The organism is Faecalimonas hominis, assembly GCF_054660755.1.
Genome location: NZ_BAAHSH010000065.1, coordinates 1 through 21,314, shown reverse-complemented (window position 1 = coordinate 21,314; position 21,314 = coordinate 1). Strand labels below are relative to the sequence as shown.

The following is a 21,314-nucleotide window of genomic DNA, read 5'->3' as shown; positions in this document are numbered from 1 at the left end:
GAAAAAGTTTCATACTCTTAACATTCGACATTCCTCATTTGCATTATGCGGAATAAATTCCTTCCACAATAATCTTCTTAAAAAAGCGGGATAATCCAAGATGGACGGTATCATCAGCCTTCTCAGGTATTCTGCGGATTAATACTTCCCCTAATTCATGAGGGAAACTTTTAAAATTGTCCGCTTTTAAACGTTCTGTTTCATTTTTATCAACAAATCTTGCTGAAATCTCCAAACGAGAGCCGCCTCATGTGTGGCACATCATGGAAGTGATTAAAATATTCTGCAGTTGATTTTCCTGCATATAATTTTTCAGTCTGTCATCTAATTGTATGTTCATCATTCCGATTCTCTCCTTTATATTTGATGCTTTTATTATGCCCTAATAGAAAGAAAAGTTCTGTAATGAAGTCACATAAAGACGATAATATTATTCTGCCGTAGGAATCGCCTGTGTATCATCAACTTTTTTAAATACACATACGACACAGCAAAATGCCATGACGGCAACTGCAACAACAACCCAGCCAAGACCGAGAGAATAAAGTGGAAGGGAATGACAAAGTTTATTTACAAAACCAAACTTCACTCCGACTTTTTCGAGAGCATAAATCACACTGATAGCTCCGACTGCCCCGATTGTACAAGGATAGATATACGGGTTGCGTTTTAACCATGTATCGCAAAGTCCAAGTACGATTAGCATAATGGAGATTGGATAAATTGCGTCAAGTACAGGAACAGAAATACTTAAAATCATATTTAATCCCTGATTACATACGATAAACGAAAATCCTGCAATCACGCATACCCATTTGCGATAAGAAAACTTACTTGTCAGTGTGGAAAAATACTGTGAAATGGAAGTGATCAATCCAACACATGTTGTTAGGCATGCCAATGTAAAAATTGCAGCCAGCAGGATTGCTCCGGTGTCTCCGAAAAGTTCATGGACGATGCAGCGAAGTGTCCACGCACCGTTTTCCTGAATGTCAAATACCCCCGAAGAACTCATTCCCATGTAAGCGAGCATCAAATATACGGCTGCCAGAATTGTTCCGGCAAAAATCCCTGTTGTAACCGTGTAGTGCATAACGCCTTTTTTCTCTTTTACGCCAAGCCCACGGATAGTTGTGGCGATGACAAGACCGAAGTTCAATGCGGCAATAGTGTCCATTGTCAGATACCCTTCCAAGAATCCTTTTACCATCGGATTAGCGTTATAACTTTCCTGTGCAGGTGCAACATCAACAGTTCCTTTAAACAGAAAACTGAAAAACAGAAAGAGTAATAAACAAAGTAAAGAAGGTGTCAGCACTTTTCCGATTCGTTCCACCAGTTTGTTCGGTGTCATTGCAAGCCACCCTGCAAGTAAAAAGAATACGAATGAAAATGCAAGCATGGATAAAGTCAAATTTGTTCCTTCCGGAAGGTAAGGCGCTACTGCCATCTCAAAAGGAAGGGAAGCGGCACGCGGAATGCCAAGTCCCGGACCGATGGATAAATAAATCAAAATAGTAAACACAATGGCAAATTTAGGATTTACTTTCCGTGAAAGCCTTTCCAGTCCGTCAAACCGCGCCACAACGATAACACCCAAAACCGGGAGGGCAACAGCCGTAATCAGGAAGGTTAAAATTGCCAAAGGAGTATGTTCACCGGCGTTCTGTCCCAAAAATGGAGGGAAAATCAGGTTTCCTGCTCCAAAAAACAGTGAAAACAACATAAAACTTACGAGTAAAACTTGTCTTTTCTTTAATTTCATCATAAAATCCTCCTCAAAATAAAATCATTGCATTTGATACAATCTTCGCTATGACGGGAGTGTAAGTAGTGCTGTCACTGATAATTGAGTATAAAAAAATCGTCCTATGAAAAGGACGATTATCAATCGTGGTACCACCTTAATTCCCGAGTATAAACTCAGCTCATATCGCATCATCTAATGCGTGTCACCTGTAACGTGGCTTAACTCCGGCTTGCTTACTTGCATTTCAGCGTGCTTCTCAAAGATGATTTCATCTGTCAGGTTCATTAGTAACTCACACCGACCGTTACCTCTCTGAAAAATCCACTGAAGATTACTTGTTCTTATCAACGAATTTGTAATATGGGTGTATTATATTTGATTTGTAAGAAATTTGCAAGTGGTTTTTATAAAAAAATTATTTTCCATAAATTTTAACCGGCAGTTAAAAAATTTGCCTAAATATTTCTTTTACGTCAATTGTTACTTTTCCGTCTATCTGCTATTCTTAAATTAAGCAAAGGCCTTGCGAAAAAAGAGTTGGAGGAAATAGAGATGAAAATAGGAGAAGTAATACGAAAATATCGAAAAGAAAAACAGATGACACAGGAAGAAATGGCAGAATATTTGGGAGTGACAACACCTGCCGTGAACAAGTGGGAGAATGGTAACTCGATGCCCGACATTTCTCTGTTGGCGCCGATAGCAAGGCTTTTAGGTATCAGCACGGATACTCTGCTTTCTTATCAAAATGAGTTGACAGACAAAGAAATTTCAAGGAAAATTGAATTGCTTGCGGAGAAAATGAAAACGGAATCCTATGAAGATGTTTTCCGGTGGACAGAACAGCAGATACGGGAATATCCGAATTGTGATAAACTGATCTTGGTGGCAGCGCAGACGTTGGACGGTTACAGAACGATTTTGAATGTAGAGAATCACGAAAAATATGATGAAAAAATTTATCAGTTATATTTGCGTGTGGCAGACAGCCGGGAATATACTCTAGCCATGTCGGCATGGATTTCTCTGTTCCACTATCAGATAGGGAAGAAAAATTTTGAGGAGGCTCAGAGGTATTTGGACCGTTTCCCGAAGATAGAGGTCAGTGCGAAACAAATGAGGGCGCTTTTATTTGCAAAGCAGGGAAAAACGGAAGATGCCTACAGATTATACGAAGAAATACTGTATACAGGCGGAATGAATATGGCTCAGTCATTATCCGGAATATATACACTGGCGGTAAAAGAAAATGATTTAGAAAAAGCAGAATATATCACGGAAAAACAGGGTGAGTTGGCGAAAACATTGGAGATGGGAAGATATATGGAAGTGACGGCAGGTTTAGAATTGGCCGTTTACAAAAAAGATAAAGAAAAAACATTAGAAATTTTAACGGAAATGGCTCACTCCCTTCAGCATATGGGAGATTTCCGATATGCTCCACTATATTCCCATATGCAGTTTAAGGACGGAGAAATGTCAAATATCTTTTTTATGTTCAAAAAGGCATTTGAAAATGACGGAGAATTTGCATTTTTGCAGGACGATGAACGATACAAAAAATTATTGGAAGAAGTAAAGGAGATAACAGGCTAAATATATGACAACAAAACAGATACCTCATTTTAACATTCAACAGATTTGTGATTCGGGACAGTGTTTCCGTATGACACCGGTGGAAGAAAATAAGTACAGTGTAGTTGCGTCGGGGCGCTATTTAGAAATCACACAGGAAAAAGAAAACTGCACATTTTCATGCGGGGAAGAGGAATTTGAGACATTTTGGAAAAACTATTTTGACTTAGATAGAAATTATGAGGATTATTTATGTCAGATTAATCCGAATGACAGGTATTTAAGTGAAGCGGGGAGATTTGGTTATGGAATAAGAATTTTACATCAGGATTTATGGGAAATGATAGTTTCATTTCTTATTTCCCAGCAAAACAATATAGCGAGAATACGAAAGTGTATTCAAAATATTTGTGAAGAGTATGGAGAAAGGCAGTTGAATTTTCGTGGAGAAGTTTACTATACGTTTCCGACGGCAGAGACATTGGAAAAATTAGGGGACGACGAATTAAAGGCGTGTAATTTAGGATACCGGGGCAAATATGTTGTGCGCACGGCAAAGAGTGTTGTGGCGGGAGAGATAAGTTTGGAACAGGTAAAGAAAATGTCCTATCGAAAAGCAAAAGCCGAGCTGCTGAATTTATTTGGAGTCGGAGAAAAAGTTGCAGACTGCATATGCCTGTTTGCACTGCATCATTTACAGGCTTTTCCTGTAGATACACATATCCGTCAGGTGCTGGACGAACATTATAAAAGAGGGTTTCCTAACAGGCGTTATAACGGATTTCAGGGCGTTATGCAGCAATATATATTTTACTATGAATTGTTTGGGAAAAAGTGATATACTGTACGGAGAAATGAAAGAGAAAGGACCGGTGCGATGAAACAGACGGAAAAGAAAATGGTGTCCAACTGTGAGAGTTGTATGAACTATGAGTACGATGAGGAATACGAGTATTATGTTTGTACGAAAAATTTAGATGAAGATGAGATGTATCGTTTTGTAAAGGGCGAATTTAGAGACTGCCCATATTACCAGTTCGGCGACGAGTATAGAATTGTGCGGAAACAGATGTGAAAAAACTGTGAAAGGGGACGTAGTAAAATTAAAAAGTACTACGTCCCCTTTCACGTTTAGCCCTGTCCCTTTTCGGATATAGAATTACATTTATAGATCATAATCATTGAAAACGTTTGAGAATAGGCCATAAATTAGTTGAATATATGAAGATTTTATAAGATTTTTTGTTAGATAATAGTAAAAGTTTTAATTTTAAGGGAACTCTGGTGGCTTAATGTAAAAAGGGACAGGGGTATCTGAAAAAAGGGACACAGTGAATTGCAATCGGGGACGTAGTGAAATTAGAGAACACTACGTCCCCGATTTGCAGTTTCTACCTCACCTCATAATAATATTTTCCTTTTTCGTCAATACCGTAGAAATCGGCGAAAGAAAGGTGGAAAATATCTTTATCAAAGTGAGAAACATCTATTTCGTTTTTGATTAAATATTGATAAATACCTGCGTAATCAATGGAACCCTGTAATAAGATGCTGTCCAGTTTGCCGTTTCGGATAATTGCACGTTTATAGTTCTTAGCATCTTCCTGTTCTAAAACAGTGTCGCCTTCCTCGGCAACTCCGCGGCCGAGTGAAAGTGTTACAAGCCCGTAGAAGTTCATCGTATTTTTCATGGCGTATCTGTCTGTGTAGTGGGATTCCACGCCACACATATTAAGACCGGCAACCTGCCCCTGTTTCATGGCGTTTGGCCAGATTCCCGATAATCCGGTTACATCTCCGGCAGAGTAAATGTCATTGCAGTTTGTTTTCATTGTGTCGTCAACCTGAATGAAGCGGTCTACATGGATTTTTGAACCTTCTACACATTCAACGGCAGGGCGTACACCTGCTGCTACAATGATTAAATCGCAGTCAATTTTTGTTCCGTCATCGAGGAAAACAGCGTCAATGTAACCATTCTCGTCCATATGTGTGTCGGAGGCTTTTTTTCCGACAATGAAATTGCAGCCGTGTTCCTCAAAAAGTTTACGGTATGGTTTTCCGGCAGTTTCGTTTAATTGGATAGGGAGGATTCTGTCTGCCATTTCCACTACCGTTACTTTTTTCCCCTGCTCTAAAAATGCATAGGCAGCGTCCATTCCAACAAGGCCGGAACCGACAACGAGAATATGATCTGCATCGTCGGCAAGCGGTCTGATTTTCTGGGCGTCGGAGAGATGACGGAGTCCGAAAACATTTTTTGCCTCTCTGAATTGTGCAACCGGAGGAATGAAACTGTTTGCTCCTGTTGCGATTAGCAGTTTGTCAAACAGATAGTCCTCGTGGTTGGAGAGACAGACTTTTTTCTCGTCCACATCAATTTTTTCAACAGTTACTCCTTTTACCCAGTGAATGCGGTTTGAGGAAAAGAAATCCTTATCTACAAAAGAAAGTGTTTCCTCGTTGCGCTCATGGCTTAAATAGCGGTGTAACATACAGCGGGAATGCACAAATTCGTCTGTGGAAATCATAGTGATTTGTGCGTCTTTATCAGTTTTTAAAATGGTCTGGGCAGCGGTGATTCCGGCAGGCCCAACACCGATAATTACGTGCATCATAATGTTACCTCCTCTACATAGATAGCCTTTTTCGGACAGGATTTCACGCAGTTTGGTTCGCTGTTGTCCTGTATACAGAAATCGCATTTAATCACTTTTGTGTGAGTGGCGGTGTCTGCTTTTAAAACGCCGTACGGACAGTTCATTACGCACATAAAACATGAGCCGCATTTTTTCTCATCATAGGAGACAAGACCTGTCTTGGCATCTTTCGTTAAAGCCCCGCTCATGCAGGACATTACACATTCAGGCAAATCACAGTGTCTGCAGAAGATGGGACGGTAACTTCCGTCCGGCATCTTCTCAATATGATTGCGGGATTCGTTGCGGATATCAGTTAAATCTAAATCATAAATTGTACCCGGAGTTTCACGGTGCGCCTGTATACAGGCAACCGTACAGTTTTTACAGCCATCGCATTTGGAGGCATCAATCATAATACGTCTCATAGATAACCCTCCTATATATGTAAATGATTACGTTTTTCCTCAATAATCTTTTCTAAAATATCAGCAGTTTCTTTTGCATCTTCGTTAATGATAACCTGTCCGCCTGTCAGTTCTTTCATGTCTTCCGTCATCACTTTTACTGCAGTTTTACTTCCTGTAATAAATGGAGGAAGTCCTAAATGAAGAGGAAGCCCCAGTGCAAGACCGAAACAGCCGTCTGCCAAGGCCTGTTCTTCAAGCCATTGTGCAGCAGAAAGAACAAGAGGAAGTTCAGGAAGGTCAACGCCAAGTTCTCTTGCGATTTCTGTGGCAACGATTTCCAATCGTCCAATTGCAAGACAAGGACCGAAGTTTAATACAGGAGGAATATTTAATTTTTCACAGACTGCGCGAAGTTTAGGACCTGCTAATTTTGCCGCTTCAGGTGTCATTAAACCGCAGTTTTCGATTCCCCCTGAAGAACAGCCGGCAGTGAGAACAAGAATGTCTTTTGCAATCAGTTCTTTTGTCAGTTCCACACTTAAAACGTCGTGACCGCCCGCTGTTAAGTTTGAACAGCCGACTACGCCGGCAATCCCTTTGATTTCTCCTGATACGATTAATTCAATAAGAGGAGTCCATTTTCCGCCGAGGAAATCTTTTAACGAACCTTCGCTTACCCCTGTTAAAGTGCAGTCGTTTCCGTGATCTTCAAAAAGATTCATCGGCACTGTTCCGCGTCTTTCTTTGTATGCTTCGATAATTTTATCAATAATGATTTCGCTCTGTTCTTCGCGGTTTTCAAAGGAGAATGGCATAAGTTCCGCATTTGCCTTTTTGGCTACATCGTCAAGACAAATCTGTTTGATTTTTAATTCATCACAGATTGGCTCGATTCCTGGAAGAGTACAGTTAAATTCAGAAAGAACAACATCGATTGCGCCGGTTGCGAGGATAGCCTCACTTGTGTAGTTATTTCCGGCATGTCCGTCAAATACTTCTGTATAGTGAGCGCCGCGAAGTTGTAAATCCTGTCCGACACAGGTACAACCAACTAATTTAAAGCCCTTTGCTCCCGCTGCCTGTGCTTTTGCTTTGGCCTCGTCTGAGATAAGACGTTCCTGTAAATCAACGAAGATTGTGTGCTGGTGTCCCGTAATCATAATGTTAATATAATCCGGATCAATTACGCGGAGACCTACAGGGGCAAGGCGAAGTTCAGGCTGTCCTAAAAGAACGTCATTTAATAAGTTGGTCAGTGTCAGGCCGTATACACCTGTGGAAATACCTAATTTGAGGCAGTCTGTAAGCATATCTACCGGATCGGAGTTTAAGTTTGTTGAACATTTTACAACACCTTTAAATACTTCGGCTTTTGCACCGCCCGGCATAATGCCAAGTTCTTTCCAGCGTTTTACACGTGGCGCGTAAGCGATTTTTTCAACGAGTTCCGCAGAAACGTATTCCGGTTTATATAAGTCTGCAAGTACGGCATCAGCAACTTTTTCTGCTTTTACATAAATATCTTCATCTGTAATGCCGAAAATTTCTGCAAGATGATTCAGAGATTGAATTCCTTTTAATTCTCCGCGTATCTGAGCAGTCTTCTTTAAATTCAAAGCAGTGTTTTCTACAATGTGGATATAACAGCCGCTTCCTGAGGCAACCGCGCGTAAAAAGTTTCTTGTAACAATCGTATCTGCGTTGGCGCCACAAATTCCTCGAGGAGCATCTGGTGTAATTCGGCAAGGTCCGTTAGAACAGAGACGACAACAGACACCCTGTAATCCAAAACCGCATTTTGTACTCTGTCCTTCTACACGGTGGTGAGAAGTTTCCATAGGAAGTGAGCGGATATAACTTTCCAAAGGTTTATCTGCACTTTTGCAAGTATTGCAACCATAACATTGATTCATTGTGTAAAATCCTCCTTATAACATAAACTGTACTAAAAATGTATAGATTCGGGTAAAAAATTATTTGCGAAATAATTCTGCTAAATTTTTATGCTGTAATTCCTGTAAAAGAATACGCTGAATCCGACAAAATTCACCGTGAACGAGACAAGGTGTGTTTTGCGTATTCATGGAGCACTGATAATCTTTTTTCATACATTCCAGCAGTAAGATATCCGGCTCAATGGAAGAGCAGACATCGTAAAGAGAAATGTCTTTTAAAGACTGGTTCAGGGCATATCCCCCGTTTGCGCCTCTTAGACTTTTCAAAAGTCCCGCCTTTTCCAGTTTTCTCGTAATTTTATATGTCATGGCAGATGAGAGATTCTCCATTGTACATATGGTAGACACGTTGATAAATTCGCCTGATGACAATGCCCGCATAATCCGAATGGCATAATCACATTCTTTCGTAAATAACATAAATACCTCCTTGATAAAATAACTATATAATACTATACTAAAATAGTCAAGAATGATTTTTACAAACTATACAGTCATGCACACGGATATAAGAGACCGGGTGCAAACTTGTTTGCAGGGAGGTTCTCTTATATCTGTGTATATGGCGATTAGCCATAAGCGAGAATTTAGTTGCGGCAGCAACGAAATAGACTGCGGAGCAGTCAATTCGAGCCGCATGACTGTATGTATACTATTTAGGAAAAGAGGAGATTATATGAAGAAAACAGTAAACACATCATTTATTTATGCCATTTTAGCCATGATCGGGGGTGTATTTTATCGGGAATTTACAAAGTTTCAGGAATTTGACGGAAAAACAACATTATCCGTTTTACATACCCATTTATTTATGCTCGGTATGGTTATGTTTCTGCTTGTAACAATATGTATTCGCCTGTTTGCGATTGATAGGGCGAAAAAATATTCTGCATTTTTTGTCATCTATAACGCAGGTGTCTGTTTGACATCAGTTATGCTGACTGTTCGCGGAATCGTTCAGGTTCTTGGTGTGGAACTTAGTAGTGCGCAGAACGGTATGATGTCAGGGGTTGCGGGAATCGGACATATACTCATCGGAGTGGGAATGCTTTTCTTTTTCTTTTCATTAAAAGAGAGCGTTTCAACTTTGCAGACATCACAAAAAGAGGTATAATAAGAAGAAAAGCAGGCAGTTAAAGGGAAGGAGAGGGACACAGTTCCATTAGATAAGATGAAAATATTAAGTATTACGGCACAGAAACCTCATAGTACGGGCAGTGGTATATACTTAACTGAATTGGTGAAAAATTGGGATACACAGGGAAATAAACAGGCGGTCATCACGGGAATTTATGAAGATGACCGCTTGGATTTTCCGCAGGAAGTAAAAGTGTATCCCGTTTATTATCAGTCGGAAGAATTACCATTTTCCATATTTGGTATGTCTGACGAAATGCCTTATGAAAGTTTAAAATACAGTGAGATGAGCGGGGAGATTTTGGAAAAATTTTCTCGTGCATTTCAGGAAAAAATATCTTTGGCAGTGCAGGAGATGAATCCGGACGTCATCGTATGTCATCACCTTTACCTGCTCACAGCACTGGTGAGAGAATGGTATCCGGACAAGAAAATATACGGTGTATGTCACGGCTCGGATTTAAGACAGTTTTCTAAGAATCCGCTGCAGAGAGAACGAATCCGAAAAAATATAGGAAAGTTAAACGGCGTGATAGTTCTTCACAGGGAACAAAAACAGATAGTGCAGAAAATGTTTTTGCTGCCTCCGGACAGAATTCATATTGTGGGCGTAGGATACAATCAAACTGTTTTTCGGAGGAGAAAAACGGAAAAACTGCGTAAAAAGCAGATTGCATTTGCCGGGAAGGTGACGGAAAAGAAAGGAATTTTCAGTCTTCTGCGCGCTGTGGAAAAGTTGCCTTATGACGAAAATGAACTGGCGATAAAGATTGCGGGTGGAATCGGCACGAAGCAGGAATTTGAGGAAATCTGCAAATTAGCCAAAGAAAGCAGGTATCCGATTACCTTCTTGGGACTTTTAAGTCAACAGGAGTTGGCGGAAACGTTTTGTCAGAGCGATGTGTTTGTCTTGCCCTCCTTCTATGAAGGCTTACCGTTAGTTGTGTTGGAGGCGATGGCATGTGGGTGCAAAGTTGTCTGTTCCGACATTCCGGGTGTGAAAGAGTGGCTTTCGGAAAATGTCCGGCGGGAGCAGGCTGCATTTGTAAAATTACCGTCCATGAAAAATACAGATGAGCCGAATAGAGAGGAATTGCCATACTTTGAGAGGAGGCTGGCAGACAGTATTTATGAAAAATTAGAGCAGCGGGAAGAAGAAAATCCGGATTTGTCAAAGGTCTCATGGAATGGAGTGAGTTTACGGATTTTAGAGTTGTTAAAGAAGTAAAGGAGAAAACAGATGTTTATAGATACACATATGCATGAATGTACATACTCAAAAGACAGTTATCTGAAACTTGAAGATATGGTAAAAGTGGCAAAACGGCGTGGATTGGGAGGTATTTGTATTACGGACCATGACGACATGGGCTTGAAACAATATGCGGAAGAATATGCAAAGAAAGTGGTTTTTCCCATTTTTGTGGGAATAGAATTTTTTTCTTTGCAGGGAGATATTGTAGCGTTTGGAATTGAAGAATATCCAAAAGAGAGGGTAGATGCGCAGGAATTTATTGATTTGGTAAAAAGACAGGGAGGAATCTGTTTCAGTGCGCACCCGTTTCGCAATAATAACAGGGGACTGGAAGAGAATTTAAGAATGGTAAAAGGGCTGGACGGCGTGGAAGTGTTAAATGGAAGTACACTGCCTGAGGCAAATAAAAAGGCGGCGGATTACGCAAAAGAATTGGGGCTTGTCACGGTAGGATCAAGTGATTGTCATATTATTGAGAAAATAGGATTTTTTGCGACTTACTTTCCGGAAGAAGTAAGAACGATGAAAGACTTTATCCGTGTGTTTAAAAGTGGAAAGTGCAGACCTGCATATTACACGGAAAACGGCTATCAAATCTGGGATATGGAGACGCCTATTCATAAACCATATTTACTTAAAGATTCGTAATAGGTTTCTTAGGAAAATCTTCAGATTTTTCACAGTTCTTTAGTTTTTTTGTCACAGATTTTACATAATTACATTTTATAATAAACGTATCAAATCAAAGAAGACAACGGTTATATTTAAGAACGGTTATTTATGGCTGTTGGACTTCGACTAAAAATTACGTTTTAAACGTTTACATAGATCATATATTTTTCTCCTTTTAACCGGCGGGCGACTGCCGGTTGTTTTTTGCATAAAAAGAATAACTGGCAATAAAGTGAATTTTTATAGAATTCCTCTGCATTTTTTTGAATATTTGCCTGAACTGGCACGACTTGTTTACTTACGCCCACAAATCTTTCTCAGTTTTGCGGGCTATAGATTTGACTTATCCAGAAATAACTTAAGATATTTTAGAAATAAATTCTTCGATTGTACTGACTTCAGTTGCTACGCTTATCCAACGTTTTAACATTTCCATATCTTTTTCTTCATTGATTTTTTCCGAAAGAGCATCGGGAATTTCACCATATTTTGAAAGTAATGCAGTTATGACTTCGGCCATTTTTTTTCGACCCTCTTGTCGTCCTTCTTCTCTTCCTGATTTTCTTTCTTCTTTCAATAATTCTTCAAAAAGCATAAAGCGTTCCTCCATTTCCCTATCTTTTTTGATATGTTCTACAAACTTCTGCAACTGCTTTACATATTCATCTTGAAAATCATTTTGGCTTTCCTTTATGTCTGCTTTTACAAACTCTAGAAAACGGACAAGTTCCCCCGGCACTTCTTCTGCATTTTTACCTTTTGTACTTAAAAATACAATCTTTCTTTTGTCCTGTAATTTCGCTTTTGCCGTTTCTTTACATTCCATTTCAAAAGTATATTTGTATTTTCTTTCACCAAACGGGTCAAAATCACAGATAAAAATCACATAACTTTTTGGAAGTTCTTCGTATTCCGAACCGGATAATAACATTTCCATATCCATTTGGCTTTGATAATATCTGCTTCTCAAGCCTAATGAACTTTGGGTTGATACCTGCATTTCCACATTATAGCGGGTATTGTTTTCGTCCTTTGCATACACATCTAAACGTACCCCTTTATATTCCGGGTGATATACGATATTTTTCTCCGCACTGACTTCCACTCGGTCAATTTTCATCTGTAATGCCCTTTCTAAAAAGCCTTTGCAGTTTTCCTCGTCAAGCATCACTGCTGCAAACATAAAGTTATCTTTGATGGTAAGATTTTTTAGTTGTTTCTTCATCTGATTTCCTCCATTCACAGAGGAATTCTATAAATTGATTGTAGCAGATAAAAGGTTGTTTGAACAGCATTATTTTATTGTGGCGGATATAGAAAATTGATATAATATAGGGTATAAGGAAATAGGAAAATTAGAATTGACCGAGCAGAGCGAGGGATACTTCTTGAACGTAAGTTCAAGAAGGTGGAATGTTAGAGAATTTTAAAAATTTGAATTTAGAGAGGTCGTATTAATGAAATTATCTATTCAAGATTACACAAATGAAGATAAAAAATATCTTGTGGAAAAACTTGTGGATTATAATTTGTCAAAAGTACAAGCAGAACAATCAGAACTGTTTATAGATTTAAGCCATAAAATAGAAAAAGACGGAAAAATTATTGCTGGTATCATTGCTAGAATGTACTGCTGGAATGTCGTTTACATAGATACTCTTTGGGTTGATTCAAATTATAGAAGTGAAAAGTTGGGCACATTACTATTAAAATCAGTCGAACAACAGGCAGTGAGTAATAATGTGTATTTAATCCATTTAGATACTTTTGACTTTCAGGCAAAAGAGTTTTATGAAAAGCAGGGATATGAAGTGTTTGGGCAATTGGATAATTGTCCTCGTAATCATACCAGATATTATATGAAAAAAGATTTTTAGATTCAGTTTTAGAAGTAGGAACTCCCAGTTTGTATGGCAAATGATAAAATTAGAAAGTGACAATAAGAGGGAATAAAATGATACAGAGAAAATTAGAGCAACTGGGCGTACAGGTGCAGGAAGGAATAGAAAAATTAGGAGAAGAAACCTATTTTATGGAATTGAATACCTTTATAAAGGGCATGGATTTTATGAGAATCGGGCAGGCGGCGTCACGCAGACAGTGGTCTTCGGCAATGATGACTTTAAGGAGAATGACGCAAAAAGGAAAAGAGCTGGAAATAAAAAATATGGAAATGCTTTTTATCCGTCTGAGAAAAGAAATCGGAGAGAAAAATATTGTGGCAGTAAAAAATACATTGGCACTATTAACACAAAAACGTGTGCAAATCATAAAGGTTTTGCAGGAAGAGGAATAAATAAAATGAATGTGGCAGTAATCATGGATTCTTTTAAAGGGAGTATGACTTCACGGGAAGCGGGAAATGCAGTGCGGGAAGGTATAAAAGGTGTTTACCCAAATGCAAATATAGCAGTGAAACCGCTGGCTGACGGAGGAGAAGGAACAGGGGAAATCCTTACGGAAAGTCTGGGTGGAAAGAAAATCTCCGTTTCTGTATCAGGACCTTTGGGAGAGAAAAACATTGCATACTATGGATATTTAGAGACAGAAAAAGTTGCTGTTATTGAAATGGCTCAGGCAGCAGGACTTACCCTTTTGGAAGAAAAAAATCCGTTACAGGCGGACACTTTCGGAGTGGGAGAAATGATTTTGGACGCTGTACAGAAAGGGTGTCGGGAAATTTGGATAGGAATAGGTGGAAGCGGAACAAATGATGCGGGAGTGGGAATGTTACAGGCGCTTGGTTATACTTTTTTAGATAAGGAGAAAAATCCTATAGGACGTGGTGGTAAAGAAGTGGGAAGAATAGAATTTATTTCAGATGAAAATGTTTCTTCCGCATTAAAAAAATGTCGTTTTCGTATTATGTGTGATGTAGAAAATGAACTTTACGGAGAGAATGGAGCGACTTATGTCTTTGGAAAACAAAAGGGTGTTACGGAAGAACAGAAAGAAAAACTGGATAAAGGAATAAAACATTTTGCTTATCAAACAGAAAAGTTTATCGGTAAAGATTACAGTATGAAAAAAGGTGCGGGTGCGGGCGGCGGAATTGGATTTGCTTTTCTCAGTTATTTGCAGGCAGAGTTTTTTTCGGGGATTCAGTTTGTTTTGGAGAAACTTTCTATAGAAGAAGTGATACAAAATGCTGATATAGTTATTACGGGAGAAGGGCGATTAGATGCACAGACCGGTATGGGAAAAGCCCCTCTCGGTGTAGCGGAGTTGGCGAAAAAGTATCATAAAAATGTTATTGCCTTTGCGGGAACAGTGACAGAAGGGGCAAAACAGTGCAATGAGAAAGGGATAGATGCGTTTTTTCCGATTGTGCGGGAGATTGTGACGTTGGAAGAAGCAACTGCAAAAGAAAAGGCAATAGAAAATCTCAAGGATAGCGTAGAGCAGGTTTTCCGTGTGATTCAAATGGAAAGGGGAGATGTCTAAAACATCTCCTCAAGTACTTTTACAAGCATTTCCAGTCCGTTTTTATCTTCCTCGTCAAATCTTGAAAAAATCGGACTGTCAATATCAAGAACTCCTATAATTTCACCGTGTGCATGAATAGGAATGACAATCTCTGAATTAGACGCACTGTCACAGGCGATATGTCCCGGGAAATCGTGCACATTTTCCACCACGATTGTTTCGTCTTTGGCAACGGCGGTTCCGCAGACTCCACTCCCAATCTGAATTTCTATGCAGGCAGGCTTTCCCTGGAATGTTCCGAGCACAAGTTGATTTTCTTTCATAAAATAAAAACCAACCCAGTTAATGTCGCCAAGCGCCTGATTTAAAAGGGCGGAGGCGTTGGAAAAGTTCGCAAGCATATGGGGAATTCCGTCTGTCAGACCGATAAGCTGTGTTCTCAGCAAAGAATAAAATTTTTTCTTTTCCTTTGGATAAGTAATATCAATATTTTTCATTGCGTTTTTCTCCTGATTCAAAATAATATTGATGCTAGTATAACATAGTTAATTTGCCAAAAACAAGATAAGCATAAGAACGGAAAAAAGTATGGCAAATGTAAAACTGACAATGTTGATTACCGTTTTGTATTTTCGTTTAAATAGTTTTCTCAATACCATGAAAATACCGATGCCAATAAGTCCGCCGAGAGTATTGGTAATCACATCTGTTATATCGCTTGCACCGATAGAGAATATAAACTGTAAAACCTCAAAAGTAAGACTGACAAAAAAAGCAGGCAAAAGTTTCTGAAGAAAAGATTTATTTTCTGATATAGTGCTGATAAGAACGCCGAAAGGAATGAAAGCAAAAAGATTTTGAAAAATCTCTGAAAAATCCACTTTCCCATTTACAATAACCGATTCGGCAAAAGGTATAAGACTGATATTTCTTAAATGGGGTAATTCCTCCAAAGAAAAAGAAAACTTAAACAGGATAATCCATGTAAGTGCAGCACAGTAAAATGAAAATAGTCCGATAGATAATTTTTTTGAATTCATAAAATGTCCCTCCAAATTTGTTTATGATTAGTATAGAAAAGAGAGATAAAAAAGGGCGAAAGACTTTCTTAAAAAATTTTTGATTTGATAACATTGTTATCTATATAAAATAATGTTAAAATGGCAGAGAGGTAAAAAACATGAGAAAAAAAGAATTAGCATTAGAAGTAATTGAACGATTAAAAAAAGAATATCCGGTTGCGGACTGTACTTTAGATTACGATGAAGCGTGGAAACTGCTTGTGGGAGTTCGCCTGGCGGCACAGTGTACTGACGAGCGTGTCAACATTGTTGTGGAAAAACTATATGCAAAATTTCCGGACGTGGAATCTCTGGCAAATGCACCGGTTGAGGAGATTGAAGAGATTGTAAGACCATGCGGACTTGGAAAGAGCAAGGCGAGGGATATTAGCGCCTGTATGAAAATTTTACATGAGAAATACAATGACCAGATTCCGACGACGTTTGATGAGATTTTAGCCCTGCCGGGTGTAGGAAGAAAAAGTGCAAATCTGATAATGGGAGATGTTTTTGGCAAACCGGCGATCGTGACAGACACACACTGCATACGTCTGGTGAACCGTATCGGTTTGGTAAATGGGATAAAAGAACCTAAGAAGGTGGAAATGGAATTGTGGAAAATCATTCCGGGTGAAGAGGGAAGTGATTTTTGCCACCGCCTCGTATATCACGGAAGAGAAGTGTGTACGGCGAGAACAAAACCTTATTGTGACAGATGCTGTTTAGCGGACATCTGTGCAAAAAAGATATAATGAAAGCAGAATAAAGGAGAAACAAAATGAGTGAAAAAGTATTAGCAACTGTTGCAGGACAACCGATTACAGAAGAGGAATTACAAGCATTTTTAAATAATGTTCCAAGAGAACAGCAGCCATATATCAACAATCCTCAATTTAGAGACCAGTGTTTAGAACAGTTAATTTCTTTACATTTATTTGCACAAATGGGAGAAGAAATGAAACTGGAAGAGACAGAAGAGTTTCAGCAGATTCTTAAAAATGCGAAAAAGGACATTCTTGCACAGTTGGCAATGCGCGAGACAATGAAAGGTGTGGAAGTGTCTGATGAAGAAGTGAAAGCGTACTATGACGCAAACAGTCAGCAGTTTAAGAAAGGTGCGACAGTCAGCGCAAAACATATTTTGACGGATTCAGAAGAAAAATGCCAAACGATTTTAGAATCTATTTTAAACGGAGAAAAAACATTTGAAGATTCCGCAAAAGAATTTTCTACATGTCCTTCAGGTACAAGAGGCGGAGATTTGGGACAGTTTGGAAGAGGCCAAATGGTAAAAGAATTTGAAGATGTGGCTTTTGAAGCAGAAATCGGAGAAGTGAAAGGCCCTGTGAAAACACAGTTTGGCTATCACTTAATTAAAGTGGAAAACAGAACGGAAGAATCCGTTGCTTCTTTTGATGAAGTGAAAGAGACAATCAGAAGAAGTCTTGTACAGCAGAAACAAAATGCAAAATATATGGAGCAGGTAAACGTATTAAAAGAAAAATATTTAGAAAAATAGGAAAGTTATGCGTGAAACAGTATTATTGATTAATTTTCAGGACGCTAAACAGTTGAGAGAAATCAAGATGATACTTCTATCTCTTAAAATTAAAATGAAAACGGTTGAGAAAAAGGATTATTTACAGACAATCGGCTGTTTGGCGGGAATGAAAGATATGGAAGAGACGCAGGAAATCTATGAAGGGGAAGAATTAGAAAAAGAGATGATGATTTTTTCTAATTTGAGAGAGTCTCAACTGGAACAGATTTTATATCGCATTCGGAGGAATGGGGTAAGAAAAGTGGACTATAAAGCGATACTTACCGACACGAATAAAGACTGGAACATTCCCCAATTATACGAGGAACTTGCGGGTGAGCATGAAAAGATGAAAAAAAATAATGTACAACAATAAAATTTTATATTATAATAGTTTGGTGGCAGAAACATACTATATTATTTTATAAAAGAGAAAAGGGATAAAAATGGAAAGAAAAGTAGGAACAATTTCAAGAGGAATTCGTTGTCCAATCATCAGAGAAGGCGACAATTTAGCGGACATCGTGGTAAACAGCGTATTAGATGCGGCAAGCAGTGAAGGATTTGAATTAAGAGATAGAGACGTAATCTCACTTACAGAATCGATTGTTGCAAGAGCACAGGGTAATTACGCTCCAATCAGTGCAATTGCAAGTGATGTGAAAGCAAAATTAGGCGGAGAAACGATTGGAATTATTTTTCCAATTTTATCAAGAAATAGATTTTCTATCTGCTTAAAGGGAATGGCTATGGGAGCGAAGAAAGTCGTTCTTATGCTTAGTTATCCAAGTGATGAAGTTGGAAATGAACTTGTATCGCTTGATAAATTAGACGAAGCAGGAATCAATCCATACAGCGATGTATTAACTTTAGAAAAATACAGAGAGTTGTTTGGAGAAAATAAACATCAGTTCACAGGTGTGGATTATGTGGAATACTACGGAGAACTTATTCGCGAAGCGGGAGCGGAAGTAGAAATCATTTTTGCAAACAATCCGAAAGTTATCCTTGACTACACAAAAAATGTTATCCACTGTGATATTCATACAAGAGCGAGAACAAAACGAATCTTAAAAGCAAACGGTGCTGAGAAAGTATTCGGCATGGACGAGATTTTGGACGCATCTGTTGACGGAAGCGGATTTAATGAAAAATATGGTTTATTAGGTTCTAATAAATCTACGGAAGAAAGCGTTAAACTCTTCCCGAGAGAATGCTTTGATTTAGTTGAAGAAATTCAAAAGAGCATTTTGGAGAAAACAGGAAAACACGTTGAAGTTATGGTTTACGGCGACGGTGCTTTCAAAGATCCACAGGGAAAAATCTGGGAACTTGCAGACCCTGTTGTTTCACCTGCGTTTACAGACGGACTTCGCGGAACACCAAACGAAGTAAAATTAAAATATTTAGCAGATAATGACTTTAAAGATTTAAGCGGAGAAGCATTAAAAGAAGCTATTTCTAAACGTATTAAAGAAAAAGATGATAATCTTGTGGGCAATATGGTTTCTCAGGGAACAACACCTAGACAGCTTACAGATTTAATTGGTTCTTTATGTGACCTTACAAGCGGTTCAGGAGATAAAGGTACTCCGGTTGTACTTGTACAGGGATATTTTGACAACTATACAAATTAATAAAATGTGAGAGCCTCAGGCAGTATGCCATGAGGCTCTTGTTGATTGGAGGAAAGTCAAATGAATTGGAATATATTTTGGGGAATATATATTCTCGCATTTGCATTAGCATGTTGGGTTTGCTTTTATATATTCGGAATACGAAAATGGAAAAAGGCAGAACGCTGCAGTGAGCATATTGTGGGACGGGTAGTCGGAGTTTCGCCTGTCTGCTATGCCGGTATTCATATTCCGTTAATAGAATATATGGTGAAAGGGAAAATTTATAAAGTTTCAGGTCCAAAATTTCGGAGTGGTTCTGCAGTACAAATCAATACGCCGTTTGATTCACCGACAGCGCAAATGGAAACCAATTTGACAACGAGAGAAAATTTACCGCTTCATTTAAAGGTAAAGATGAGAAAAAACAGTTCAGTGAATATGCAGGAATCACCACTGTTTCGGTTATATCCGATAGGAACACCGGCAGATGTTTTTTATAATCCGAAGAAACCAAAGGAGTCGTTTGTACAGCGATATGAGGGAGCATCAAAGTTACTGGGAATACTGTTGTTTGCACTTGCTTTAGTTTTAACCGGTGTAGGCATATTTGTATTATTTGGACCCCCAATTATAATGTCTTAATATAAAAAAGAGTGTAAAAAAACCGACAGACGGCATATTGAAGCACAATATAAACTGTGCTATGATGACCTTAAGAACAATCCGAAACGGACAAGATAAATAAAGGAGGGCGTAACATGGTAAATGAGATAATGGAGCGTATTGCGGCATATGATGCAGAAGTCGGACAGGCTGTTCAGGCAGAGTGTAACAGACAGCGCAGAAATCTGGAACTGATTGCATCGGAAAATATTGTTTCCGAAGAAGTGATGATGACAATGGGAACGGTACTGACAAATAAATATGCGGAAGGTTATGCGGGGAAACGATATTACGGTGGCTGTGAACAGGTGGACGTGATTGAGAATATCGCAATTGAACGTGCGAAGAAATTATTCCATTGTGATTACGCAAACGTACAGCCGCACTCAGGAGCACAGGCAAATATGGCAGTGCAGATTGCCATGTTAAAACAGGGTGATACGGTGATGGGAATGAACCTTGAACATGGCGGACATTTGACACACGGAAGTCCGGTAAATTTTTCGGGAATGTATTTCCATATCGTACCGTACGGTGTGGACGACAACGGATTTATTGACTATGACGAAGTGGAGAGACTTGCAGTGGAGTCAAAACCGAAACTGATTATCGCCGGGGCAAGTGCCTATGCAAGGGAAATTGATTTCAAGAGATTCAGGGAGATTGCCGACAAGGTTGGAGCATATTTAATGGTAGATATGGCTCATATCGCAGGTCTTGTGGCAGCAGGGCTGCATCAAAGTCCGATACCATACGCAGACGTTGTAACGACGACAACTCATAAGACATTGCGTGGACCACGAGGCGGAATGATTTTGGCAAATCAGGAAGCGGCGGAGAAATTCCACTTAAATAAAGCGGTCTTTCCGGGAACGCAAGGCGGTCCGCTGGAACATGTTATTGCGGCAAAAGCGGTGGCATTCGGAGAGGCGTTGAAACCTGAGTTTAAGGAATATCAGGAGCAGGTAGTCAAAAATGCGAAGGTATTATCGGAGGCATTACAGAGGAAAGGTTTTGATATTCTGACAGGAGGAACGGACAATCATCTGATGCTGCTGGATTTAAGAAATCTTGATTTATCCGGCAAAGAACTGCAGAGACGGTGTGATGAAGTTTATATTACTCTCAATAAAAATACGGTTCCAAATGATCCGAGAAGTCCGTTTGTCACTTCGGGAGTGCGTATCGGAACACCGGCAGTCACATCAAGAGGAATGAAAGAAGAGGATATGGAGAAAATTGCAGAGTTAGTTTGGCTCACAGCCACGGAGTTTGAAGAGAAAGCAGACCTGATTCGCTCGGAAGTAGAAAAACTTTGTGGGAAATATCCGATTTATAAGTAGACATGAGAAAGGGGATAGTTGCGCTATCCCCTTAATTCTCTCAAAAGTTCCATATCTTCCGCTTTTACCTTTAAGTTGGACGAATAAGATTTTCCGTCGGGAGTGGTGACATTTATTTCGATTAATGTTCCTTCTGAGAGGGCATTTTGTGAAACTGCCTTTAAAAAATGTGGAAATTTAGGGTGGTTTGCCGTAAATTTGTTCCACATATCTTTATATTTTATCAGTGACATTGGATTTAACATAGTAAATCTCCTCGTATTATAAAG

At 39.1% G+C, this 21,314-nt stretch carries 25 protein-coding genes and 1 other annotated feature; of the genes, 15 read left to right on the top strand and 10 right to left on the bottom strand.

Annotated elements, in window-relative coordinates:
• Nucleotides 1-43 precede the first annotated feature (43 nt).
• Together ACYQ35_RS10795 and brnQ are read right to left on the bottom strand one after the other, a co-directional pair.
• Nucleotides 44-235, bottom strand: a complete 192-nt coding sequence (locus tag ACYQ35_RS10795; protein ID WP_459833398.1) for a hypothetical protein — start codon at nt 233-235, stop codon at nt 44-46.
• A gap of 195 nt (nt 236-430) precedes the next feature.
• Entirely contained in the window at nt 431-1,765 is a 1,335-nt protein-coding gene (gene brnQ / locus ACYQ35_RS10790) for a branched-chain amino acid transport system II carrier protein (protein WP_459833404.1), read from the bottom strand.
• 108 nt (nt 1,766-1,873) lie between these two features.
• Nucleotides 1,874-2,107: a binding site (T-box leader), on the bottom strand.
• A 195-nt stretch (nt 2,108-2,302) separates the two neighbouring features.
• On the opposite strand from brnQ, the gene ACYQ35_RS10785 reads away from it, so the two are divergent.
• Genes ACYQ35_RS10785 through ACYQ35_RS10775 form a run of 3 tightly spaced genes read left to right on the top strand, consistent with a single transcriptional unit; the run spans nt 2,303 to nt 4,400 of the window.
• Nucleotides 2,303-3,346 (top strand): helix-turn-helix domain-containing protein, encoded by a 1,044-nt coding sequence (locus ACYQ35_RS10785; RefSeq protein ID WP_009462031.1) that lies wholly within the window; start codon nt 2,303-2,305, stop codon nt 3,344-3,346.
• 4 nt (nt 3,347-3,350) lie between these two features.
• Nucleotides 3,351-4,163 carry a DNA-3-methyladenine glycosylase family protein gene (locus ACYQ35_RS10780; protein ID WP_459833394.1) on the top strand — a complete coding sequence of 271 codons (813 nt, stop codon included), beginning with the start codon at nt 3,351-3,353 and terminating at the stop codon, nt 4,161-4,163.
• 39 nt (nt 4,164-4,202) lie between these two features.
• A complete protein-coding gene (locus ACYQ35_RS10775; protein ID WP_009462029.1) occupies nt 4,203-4,400 on the top strand; it encodes a DUF6472 family protein in 198 nt (65 codons plus the stop codon).
• Nucleotides 4,401-4,716: 316 nt separating this feature from the next.
• On the opposite strand, the gene ACYQ35_RS10770 is transcribed toward ACYQ35_RS10775, so the two are convergent.
• From ACYQ35_RS10770 to ACYQ35_RS10755, 4 genes are read right to left on the bottom strand one after another with little or no spacing between them, the layout of a single operon-like run.
• Nucleotides 4,717-5,943, bottom strand: a complete 1,227-nt coding sequence (locus tag ACYQ35_RS10770; RefSeq protein WP_459833389.1) for an NAD(P)/FAD-dependent oxidoreductase — start codon at nt 5,941-5,943, stop codon at nt 4,717-4,719.
• Complete coding sequence (locus ACYQ35_RS10765; protein ID WP_009462027.1) at nt 5,940-6,392, bottom strand: 4Fe-4S dicluster domain-containing protein; 453 nt, start codon at nt 6,390-6,392, stop codon at nt 5,940-5,942. Before ACYQ35_RS10765 ends, ACYQ35_RS10770 begins: the two co-directional genes overlap by 4 nt.
• An 11-nt stretch (nt 6,393-6,403) precedes the next feature.
• Complete coding sequence (gene cooS / locus ACYQ35_RS10760) at nt 6,404-8,287, bottom strand: anaerobic carbon-monoxide dehydrogenase catalytic subunit (RefSeq protein ID WP_459833384.1); 1,884 nt, start codon at nt 8,285-8,287, stop codon at nt 6,404-6,406.
• 60 nt (nt 8,288-8,347) lie between these two features.
• Nucleotides 8,348-8,749, bottom strand: coding sequence for an RrF2 family transcriptional regulator (locus tag ACYQ35_RS10755; protein WP_459833380.1), 402 nt, complete (start codon nt 8,747-8,749; stop codon nt 8,348-8,350).
• 256 nt (nt 8,750-9,005) lie between these two features.
• On the opposite strand from ACYQ35_RS10755, the gene ACYQ35_RS10750 reads away from it, so the two are divergent.
• From ACYQ35_RS10750 to ACYQ35_RS10740, 3 genes are read left to right on the top strand one after another with little or no spacing between them, the layout of a single operon-like run.
• Complete coding sequence (locus ACYQ35_RS10750; protein ID WP_459833376.1) at nt 9,006-9,443, top strand: DUF2871 domain-containing protein; 438 nt, start codon at nt 9,006-9,008, stop codon at nt 9,441-9,443.
• Nucleotides 9,444-9,500: 57 nt separating this feature from the next.
• Nucleotides 9,501-10,694: a glycosyltransferase family 4 protein gene (locus tag ACYQ35_RS10745; RefSeq protein WP_459833371.1), complete on the top strand. Its 1,194-nt coding sequence runs from the start codon at nt 9,501-9,503 to the stop codon at nt 10,692-10,694.
• Between the two features lie 12 nt (nt 10,695-10,706).
• Entirely contained in the window at nt 10,707-11,369 is a 663-nt protein-coding gene (locus tag ACYQ35_RS10740; protein WP_459833368.1) for a PHP domain-containing protein, read from the top strand.
• A gap of 382 nt (nt 11,370-11,751) precedes the next feature.
• Here the strand turns inward: ACYQ35_RS10740 and ACYQ35_RS10735 are convergent, their stop codons facing one another.
• Nucleotides 11,752-12,618, bottom strand: coding sequence for an Rpn family recombination-promoting nuclease/putative transposase (locus tag ACYQ35_RS10735; RefSeq protein ID WP_459833364.1), 867 nt, complete (start codon nt 12,616-12,618; stop codon nt 11,752-11,754).
• Between the two features lie 232 nt (nt 12,619-12,850).
• On the opposite strand from ACYQ35_RS10735, the gene ACYQ35_RS10730 reads away from it, so the two are divergent.
• The 3 genes from ACYQ35_RS10730 to ACYQ35_RS10720 all read left to right on the top strand — a co-directional run bounded on the left by ACYQ35_RS10730 (nt 12,851) and on the right by ACYQ35_RS10720 (nt 14,837).
• A complete protein-coding gene (locus ACYQ35_RS10730; protein WP_459833356.1) occupies nt 12,851-13,270 on the top strand; it encodes a GNAT family N-acetyltransferase in 420 nt (139 codons plus the stop codon).
• Nucleotides 13,271-13,347: 77 nt separating this feature from the next.
• Complete coding sequence (locus ACYQ35_RS10725) at nt 13,348-13,689, top strand: hypothetical protein (RefSeq protein ID WP_459833352.1); 342 nt, start codon at nt 13,348-13,350, stop codon at nt 13,687-13,689.
• A 5-nt stretch (nt 13,690-13,694) separates the two neighbouring features.
• Complete coding sequence (locus ACYQ35_RS10720; protein ID WP_459833347.1) at nt 13,695-14,837, top strand: glycerate kinase family protein; 1,143 nt, start codon at nt 13,695-13,697, stop codon at nt 14,835-14,837.
• On the opposite strand, the gene ACYQ35_RS10715 is transcribed toward ACYQ35_RS10720, so the two are convergent.
• Together ACYQ35_RS10715 and ACYQ35_RS10710 are read right to left on the bottom strand one after the other, a co-directional pair.
• Nucleotides 14,834-15,316, bottom strand: coding sequence for a GAF domain-containing protein (locus tag ACYQ35_RS10715; protein WP_459833344.1), 483 nt, complete (start codon nt 15,314-15,316; stop codon nt 14,834-14,836). The genes ACYQ35_RS10720 and ACYQ35_RS10715 overlap by 4 nt on opposite strands.
• A 48-nt stretch (nt 15,317-15,364) precedes the next feature.
• Nucleotides 15,365-15,859: a VanZ family protein gene (locus ACYQ35_RS10710; protein ID WP_459833337.1), complete on the bottom strand. Its 495-nt coding sequence runs from the start codon at nt 15,857-15,859 to the stop codon at nt 15,365-15,367.
• A 140-nt stretch (nt 15,860-15,999) separates the two neighbouring features.
• Between ACYQ35_RS10710 and ACYQ35_RS10705 the strand changes: the two genes are divergently transcribed.
• From ACYQ35_RS10705 to ACYQ35_RS10680, 6 genes are all read left to right on the top strand, one after another.
• Complete coding sequence (locus ACYQ35_RS10705) at nt 16,000-16,632, top strand: endonuclease III domain-containing protein (protein ID WP_009462014.1); 633 nt, start codon at nt 16,000-16,002, stop codon at nt 16,630-16,632.
• A 26-nt stretch (nt 16,633-16,658) separates the two neighbouring features.
• Complete coding sequence (locus tag ACYQ35_RS10700) at nt 16,659-17,399, top strand: peptidylprolyl isomerase (protein ID WP_459833329.1); 741 nt, start codon at nt 16,659-16,661, stop codon at nt 17,397-17,399.
• A gap of 7 nt (nt 17,400-17,406) precedes the next feature.
• The gene (locus ACYQ35_RS10695) at nt 17,407-17,796 is read left to right on the top strand and encodes a DUF3783 domain-containing protein (protein WP_459833326.1); all 390 of its coding nucleotides are present in this window, start codon (nt 17,407-17,409) and stop codon (nt 17,794-17,796) included.
• A 70-nt stretch (nt 17,797-17,866) separates the two neighbouring features.
• A complete protein-coding gene (locus tag ACYQ35_RS10690) occupies nt 17,867-19,057 on the top strand; it encodes a coenzyme F420-0:L-glutamate ligase (protein ID WP_009462011.1) in 1,191 nt (396 codons plus the stop codon).
• 60 nt (nt 19,058-19,117) lie between these two features.
• Complete coding sequence (locus ACYQ35_RS10685) at nt 19,118-19,681, top strand: DUF3592 domain-containing protein (protein WP_009462010.1); 564 nt, start codon at nt 19,118-19,120, stop codon at nt 19,679-19,681.
• 116 nt (nt 19,682-19,797) lie between these two features.
• Nucleotides 19,798-21,045, top strand: a complete 1,248-nt coding sequence (locus tag ACYQ35_RS10680) for a serine hydroxymethyltransferase (RefSeq protein ID WP_459833320.1) — start codon at nt 19,798-19,800, stop codon at nt 21,043-21,045.
• Nucleotides 21,046-21,068: 23 nt separating this feature from the next.
• Here ACYQ35_RS10680 and ACYQ35_RS10675 read toward each other — a convergent pair whose 3' ends face one another.
• Complete coding sequence (locus ACYQ35_RS10675; RefSeq protein ID WP_459833401.1) at nt 21,069-21,254, bottom strand: hypothetical protein; 186 nt, start codon at nt 21,252-21,254, stop codon at nt 21,069-21,071.
• Nucleotides 21,255-21,314 lie beyond the last annotated feature (60 nt).

Coding starts and splice junctions, on each gene's coding strand:
- ACYQ35_RS10785 (WP_009462031.1), top strand. CDS start 2,303: ATGAAAATAGGAGAAGTAATACGAAAATATCGAAAAGAAAAACAGATG.
- ACYQ35_RS10720 (WP_459833347.1), top strand. CDS start 13,695: ATGAATGTGGCAGTAATCATGGATTCTTTTAAAGGGAGTATGACTTCA.
- ACYQ35_RS10755 (WP_459833380.1), bottom strand. CDS start 8,749: ATGTTATTTACGAAAGAATGTGATTATGCCATTCGGATTATGCGGGCA.
- ACYQ35_RS10685 (WP_009462010.1), top strand. CDS start 19,118: ATGAATTGGAATATATTTTGGGGAATATATATTCTCGCATTTGCATTA.
- ACYQ35_RS10730 (WP_459833356.1), top strand. CDS start 12,851: ATGAAATTATCTATTCAAGATTACACAAATGAAGATAAAAAATATCTT.
- ACYQ35_RS10675 (WP_459833401.1), bottom strand. CDS start 21,254: ATGTGGAACAAATTTACGGCAAACCACCCTAAATTTCCACATTTTTTA.
- ACYQ35_RS10750 (WP_459833376.1), top strand. CDS start 9,006: ATGAAGAAAACAGTAAACACATCATTTATTTATGCCATTTTAGCCATG.
- cooS (WP_459833384.1), bottom strand. CDS start 8,287: ATGAATCAATGTTATGGTTGCAATACTTGCAAAAGTGCAGATAAACCT.
- ACYQ35_RS10710 (WP_459833337.1), bottom strand. CDS start 15,859: ATGAATTCAAAAAAATTATCTATCGGACTATTTTCATTTTACTGTGCT.
- ACYQ35_RS10715 (WP_459833344.1), bottom strand. CDS start 15,316: ATGAAAAATATTGATATTACTTATCCAAAGGAAAAGAAAAAATTTTAT.
- ACYQ35_RS10700 (WP_459833329.1), top strand. CDS start 16,659: ATGAGTGAAAAAGTATTAGCAACTGTTGCAGGACAACCGATTACAGAA.
- ACYQ35_RS10765 (WP_009462027.1), bottom strand. CDS start 6,392: ATGAGACGTATTATGATTGATGCCTCCAAATGCGATGGCTGTAAAAAC.
- ACYQ35_RS10745 (WP_459833371.1), top strand. CDS start 9,501: ATGAAAATATTAAGTATTACGGCACAGAAACCTCATAGTACGGGCAGT.
- ACYQ35_RS10735 (WP_459833364.1), bottom strand. CDS start 12,618: ATGAAGAAACAACTAAAAAATCTTACCATCAAAGATAACTTTATGTTT.
- ACYQ35_RS10705 (WP_009462014.1), top strand. CDS start 16,000: ATGAGAAAAAAAGAATTAGCATTAGAAGTAATTGAACGATTAAAAAAA.
- ACYQ35_RS10775 (WP_009462029.1), top strand. CDS start 4,203: ATGAAACAGACGGAAAAGAAAATGGTGTCCAACTGTGAGAGTTGTATG.
- ACYQ35_RS10770 (WP_459833389.1), bottom strand. CDS start 5,943: ATGATGCACGTAATTATCGGTGTTGGGCCTGCCGGAATCACCGCTGCC.
- brnQ (WP_459833404.1), bottom strand. CDS start 1,765: ATGAAATTAAAGAAAAGACAAGTTTTACTCGTAAGTTTTATGTTGTTT.
- ACYQ35_RS10680 (WP_459833320.1), top strand. CDS start 19,798: ATGGTAAATGAGATAATGGAGCGTATTGCGGCATATGATGCAGAAGTC.
- ACYQ35_RS10690 (WP_009462011.1), top strand. CDS start 17,867: ATGGAAAGAAAAGTAGGAACAATTTCAAGAGGAATTCGTTGTCCAATC.
- ACYQ35_RS10780 (WP_459833394.1), top strand. CDS start 3,351: ATGACAACAAAACAGATACCTCATTTTAACATTCAACAGATTTGTGAT.
- ACYQ35_RS10695 (WP_459833326.1), top strand. CDS start 17,407: ATGCGTGAAACAGTATTATTGATTAATTTTCAGGACGCTAAACAGTTG.
- ACYQ35_RS10725 (WP_459833352.1), top strand. CDS start 13,348: ATGATACAGAGAAAATTAGAGCAACTGGGCGTACAGGTGCAGGAAGGA.
- ACYQ35_RS10740 (WP_459833368.1), top strand. CDS start 10,707: ATGTTTATAGATACACATATGCATGAATGTACATACTCAAAAGACAGT.